The sequence below is a fragment of the Nocardia farcinica genome, from assembly GCF_029867845.1.
GTDB lineage: Bacteria > Actinomycetota > Actinomycetes > Mycobacteriales > Mycobacteriaceae > Nocardia > Nocardia farcinica_A.
Window position 1 is genome coordinate 1 of the sequence record NZ_JARWRU010000913.1, and the last position, 4,532, is coordinate 4,532.

The 4,532-nt window shown below is 70.1% G+C and carries 6 protein-coding genes; 2 read left to right on the forward strand and 4 right to left on the reverse strand.

Annotated elements, in window-relative coordinates:
- Nucleotides 1-256 precede the first annotated feature (256 nt).
- Together QH283_RS20090 and QH283_RS20095 are read right to left on the reverse strand one after the other, a co-directional pair.
- Nucleotides 257-1,771, reverse strand: coding sequence for a sensor histidine kinase (locus tag QH283_RS20090; RefSeq protein WP_280504527.1), 1,515 nt, complete (start codon nt 1,769-1,771; stop codon nt 257-259).
- A gap of 19 nt (nt 1,772-1,790) precedes the next feature.
- The gene (locus QH283_RS20095) at nt 1,791-2,006 is read right to left on the reverse strand and encodes a biotin/lipoyl-binding carrier protein (protein WP_280504528.1); all 216 of its coding nucleotides are present in this window, start codon (nt 2,004-2,006) and stop codon (nt 1,791-1,793) included.
- A 91-nt stretch (nt 2,007-2,097) separates the two neighbouring features.
- Here QH283_RS20095 and QH283_RS30350 point away from each other — a divergent pair, with 91 nt between their 5' ends.
- Complete coding sequence (locus tag QH283_RS30350) at nt 2,098-2,172, forward strand: 50S ribosomal protein bL37 (RefSeq protein WP_110293457.1); 75 nt, start codon at nt 2,098-2,100, stop codon at nt 2,170-2,172.
- 109 nt (nt 2,173-2,281) lie between these two features.
- On the opposite strand, the gene rsrA is transcribed toward QH283_RS30350, so the two are convergent.
- Together rsrA and QH283_RS20105 are read right to left on the reverse strand one after the other, a co-directional pair.
- Nucleotides 2,282-2,581: a mycothiol system anti-sigma-R factor gene (gene rsrA / locus QH283_RS20100; RefSeq protein ID WP_280504530.1), complete on the reverse strand. Its 300-nt coding sequence runs from the start codon at nt 2,579-2,581 to the stop codon at nt 2,282-2,284.
- A gap of 20 nt (nt 2,582-2,601) precedes the next feature.
- The gene (locus QH283_RS20105; RefSeq protein WP_432420758.1) at nt 2,602-3,285 is read right to left on the reverse strand and encodes a sigma-70 family RNA polymerase sigma factor; all 684 of its coding nucleotides are present in this window, start codon (nt 3,283-3,285) and stop codon (nt 2,602-2,604) included.
- A 344-nt stretch (nt 3,286-3,629) separates the two neighbouring features.
- Here QH283_RS20105 and ybaK point away from each other — a divergent pair, with 344 nt between their 5' ends.
- Nucleotides 3,630-4,121, forward strand: coding sequence for a Cys-tRNA(Pro) deacylase (ybaK, locus tag QH283_RS20110; RefSeq protein WP_280504529.1), 492 nt, complete (start codon nt 3,630-3,632; stop codon nt 4,119-4,121).
- Nucleotides 4,122-4,532 lie beyond the last annotated feature (411 nt).

A 4,532-nucleotide genomic window follows, 5' to 3' on the forward strand; every position in this document is an offset into this window, starting at 1 on the left:
GCTCGGTACACGGCCCATTTGGCTTTCGGCCCGTTTTCCGCGCATCCAGCCCGTTACCGCACAGGTGCGGGGCCGCTTTATTTCTGCGGAATTGTCTGCATTCTTTCCGGTAATAGAGACGCCTTTATCGACGTGGCCTACGCCACACCATTCACATCACTCGCAATTACCGAACGATCGGTCGGCAAAGGCGGGGCATCCGCCCGGCAAACGCCGCGCGCCTGCGCGGCGGATGTCATGCGGGGACGAGAAGGTGTCAGCGGCCTTGACGGCGGCCGAGCGGCACACGCAGCACCGCGTCGGTGCCCACGTCCTTGCCGGGGTGCAGGCCGATCGAGCCGCCGAGTTCGGCGGTGACCAGGGTGCGCACGATCTGCAGGCCGAGCCGGTCGGAGCCCTCCAGGCTGAAACCGGGCGGCAGGCCGCGGCCGTCGTCGGAGATGATCACGTCCAGCCACCGGGCCGAACGCTCCGAGCGGATGGTGACCGTGCCGGTCTGGCCGGAGTCGAAGGCGTGCTCGATGGCGTTCTGCACCAGCTCGGTCAGCACCATCACCAACGGGGTCGCGCGCTCGGCCGAGAAGACGCCGAGCGAGCCGGCGCGGCGCACCTTGATGCGGGTGGTGTGCACGGTGGCGACGTCGGCCATGATCGGCAGCAGGCGGTCGACGACCTCGTCGAGATCGACCTCTTCGTCCACCGACATCGACAGCATCTCGTGCACCGAGGCGATCGAGGTGACCCGGCGGACCGACTCGGTCAACGCGACGCGGGCCTCCTCGTTCTCGGTGCGCCTCGCCTGCAGCCGCAGCAGCGCCGCGACGGTCTGCAGGTTGTTCTTCACCCGGTGGTGGATCTCGCGGATGGTCGCGTCCTTGGACAGCAACGCGCGGTCGCGGCGCTTGACCTCGGTGACGTCGCGGACCAGCACCGCCGCACCCGCCAGCTGGCCGTGCGGGCGCAACACCAGGGTGCGCAGCAACACCGTCGCCCCGCGCGCCTCGACCTCCATGCGGCGGCCCGTGCGCCCGGCCAGGGCGGCCTGGATGTCGCCGACCACCTCCTGGGCGTCGAACGGGTCGGTGACGAGCGAGCGGGTGGTGACGGCCAGATCCTGGCCGTCCAGGTCGGACTGCAACCCCATCCGGTGATAGGCCGACAACGCGTTAGGGCTGGCGTAGACGACCGTGCCCTGGGTGTCCAGCCGGATGAAGCCGTCGCCGGCTCGCGGGCTGGAATGGGTGGCCGCGCGATCCTCCGGGGTCGGGAAGGTGCCGTCGGCGATCATCTGGCACAGGTCGTCGGCGCAGGCGACGTAGGCCTCCTCGAGACTGCTGCGGACCCGGGAGCGCTGCATGTCGGTGTCGCGGGAGAGCACCGCGATCACGTGGTCGCCGCAGCGCACCGGGATCGCCTCGCGCACCGCCTGCACCGGATGCGGGTGGTAGACGCCCTTCATCTCCACCCCGCCCTCGGTCCTGGCGACCTCCCCGGTCAGCAGGGCCTCGAAGACCTGCGGGTGGTCCGCGCGGGTGGCCAGCGTGCCGACCATGTCCTCCACGTGGACCGTCGCTGCCGTCGTGGGACGGCACTGGGCGACGCAGACGATGTCCGCGCCCTCCTCCACCGGCCCGGCTCCCACCCACAGCAGCAGATCCGCGAAGGACAGATCGGCGAGCAACTGCCAGTCCCCCACCACGCGCTGGAGATGGTCGACGGCCAGGCCGGGAAGGTCGGTGTGTTCGGCGAGCAGTTCGCTCAGCGTCGCCATACGCGCGTACCGCCGAGCGTCAGGAGATGACGGCGATGAGATCGCCGGCCTGTAGCACCTGGCCCGGCTCGACCTCGATGGCGGTGACCTCACCGGCGACCTCGGTCAGCACCGGGATCTCCATCTTCATCGACTCGAGCAGGATCAGCGTCTGGTCCTGTTCCACCTTGTCACCCACCTCGACCTCCACGGTCAAGACGGTGGAAACCATCTCCGCGCGCACTTCCTCAGCCATGACACCCCATTCGTTCGGTTGGCCTGTATCCGCTGAAGGTACAGCCAACCACACGTGAAAGAATGTCCTTCAATCAGAGAGGAGACTACCGATGGGTAAGCGTGGACGTAAGAAGCGCAGCCGCAAGGGCAACGCGGCCAACCACGGCAAGCGGCCCAACTCCTGAGCCGTTGCCGGTTGGCTGAAACACAGAGCGGCACGCCGTTACCGACGGGAAGGCGTGCCGGTCTGTTTCGTCCGTGGGCTGATCGTCCGCGGGCTGTTCGTCCGGGATCTCAGACCGAGTCGGACTTCTCGGCGGAGCCGGATCTGCCCGCCGGGCCGTCGTCGGTGCGGATGACCGTCACCGACTTGCGGATCTCGAGCGACAGCCGGGTGCGCAGTGAGTCCGGCGCCTTGTCGCCGCCGCACTTGCGGCTGAGCAGGCTCTTGATCTTCTCCTCGATGCCGTAGGCCTCGATGCACGGCGAGCAGTGGTCCATGTGATGCTGCAGGCGGGCGCGGGTGGCCTCGTCGCACTCGCCGTCGAGCATCAGCCAGACGTCGGTCAGCACGGCCGTGCAGTCCATCTCCATGTCGGGGTCGCGCTCGACACTCACTGCTTGACCTCCTGGCGCTCGCCCCGGTTGAACCCCCGCTCACGCGCGACATCGGCGAGCAGGCCCTTGAGTTGCTTGCGGCCGCGGTGCAGCCGGGACATCACGGTACCGATCGGAGTGCCCATGATCTCGGCGATCTCCTTGTACGGGAAGCCCTCGACGTCGGCGTAGTAGACCGCCATCCTGAACTCTTCGGGCAGCTCCTGCAGCGCCGCCTTGATGTCGTCGTCGGGCAGGGCGTCCAGCGCCTCGACCTCGGCCGAACGCAGACCGGTCGAGGTGTGCTCGGCGGTGGCCGCGAGCTGCCAGTCGGTGATCTCGTCGGTCGGGTACTGGGCGGGCTGACGCTGCTTCTTGCGGTAGGAGTTGATGTAGGTGTTGGTCAGGATGCGGTACATCCACGCCCGCAGGTTGGTGCCCTCCTTGAAGGACTTGAACCCCTGGAACGCCTTGACGTAGGTCTCCTGGACCAGATCCTCGGCGTCGGCCGGGTTCCTGGTCATGCGCAGCGCGGCGCCGTAGAGCTGGTCGACCAGCGGCAGCGCGTCGCGCTCGAACCGCTTGGCCAGGCTCGCCACGTCGTCCCCGGCGACCGGCTCCCCGGCGGACTCGTCCGCCCCGGCGGACTCGTCCGCCCCGGGCTCGACCGGCTCGGAGACCGTGTCATCGTCGCTCGTCACACCTGTCCCTTCGATCGGCGTCCCTGCCGAATCTACCGGCAGGTCGCGATCGGGCGGGCACCCGGCGTCCGTCGGCGCCATCGCGACCCACACCGGGCGTTCGTCGAGCAGTACCGGCACCGGTATCTCCTTCGCCTCGTCTCGTGGGGTGGCCCTCGGGGATGCTCCTCGGGGGTTGTTCACGGCGTGCAACACCGGCGGGCGGTCCGGTGTTCCCGGCACATTCCCGGACGACGTCGGCATCGCCGCCGGTCATCGCGCCGACGGCCCGGCGGAAACCCCCGGTCACGGGTGTCCGGTGATATCCGATGGCCGCGGTCGCGTGGCGGTTCTAGGGTGTCGCCATGGCCGCTGCTTCCACTCCCGCCATCCGCGTCCTGACCACCGCGGGCATCGCCCACCGCGTGCACGCCTACAAGCACGATCCGCGCGCCGACTCCTACGGCGCGGAGGCGGTCGCCGCACTGGCCGCCGAGCTCGGCGTCGAGGCCGCGCAGATCTTCAAGACCCTGGTGGTCGAGCTGTCCACCGGCGGCCTGGCGGTCGCGGTGCTGCCGGTGCCGAAGTCGTTGTCGCTCAAGGCCGCCGCGAGTGCGCTCGGCGCGCCGAAGGCGACGATGGCCGACCGCGCGGCGGCCGAACGCAGCACCGGCTATGTGCTGGGCGGGATCTCTCCGCTCGGCCAGCGCAAGAAGCTGCCGACGGTGATCGACGAGTCGGTGTCGTCCTGGGACCGGGTGCTGTGCAGCGCGGGCAAGCGCGGCCTCGAAATCGAGCTGGCACCGGCCGATCTGGTGCGCGCAGCCGACGCGGTGGTCGCGGCCGTCACCGCGTGAGCGCACCGATGACATACAGACGCGCCACCCCGGGCGCATAGGGCCACGGTGTCGGGGTAATCACCTCCCGCCCGCGACACGCCGCACAGGAGCCACGGCGCCCCTTCCGGTGTGCGTTACTTGGAGGCGCGTTTCCCCGTCAGGTCCGACTCGTCCGACCCGAGGATGTGATGCGAATGTCCGCTCGTCCGCTGTCCGCACCTGTGTCGTCCGGGCGCGCGCCGCGCGCCCGCCGGTGGCGCGGGCCCGCGGGCCCCGGCCGGGCCGCGCGCCGGGGGCGGGGGGGGCGGCGCCCCCCCCCCCCGCCGTTCGCGCGGGCCCGCGGTCCCCGTCCTGGCCGCGAGCCTGGTCCTCGCGCCCGCGCTGGTCTTCGCGCCGGCGGCGTGGGCGGGGCCGGACGAGGGGCAGTTC

What these genes read in the sequence shown, in the direction of transcription:
- QH283_RS20090 (WP_280504527.1), bottom strand. Translation starts at nt 1,771, where the DNA reads ATGGCGACGCTGAGCGAACTGCTCGCCGAACACACCGACCTTCCCGGC.
- QH283_RS20095 (WP_280504528.1), bottom strand. Translation starts at nt 2,006, where the DNA reads ATGGCTGAGGAAGTGCGCGCGGAGATGGTTTCCACCGTCTTGACCGTG.
- rsrA (WP_280504530.1), bottom strand. Translation starts at nt 2,581, where the DNA reads ATGGAGATGGACTGCACGGCCGTGCTGACCGACGTCTGGCTGATGCTC.
- ybaK (WP_280504529.1), top strand. Translation starts at nt 3,630, where the DNA reads ATGGCCGCTGCTTCCACTCCCGCCATCCGCGTCCTGACCACCGCGGGC.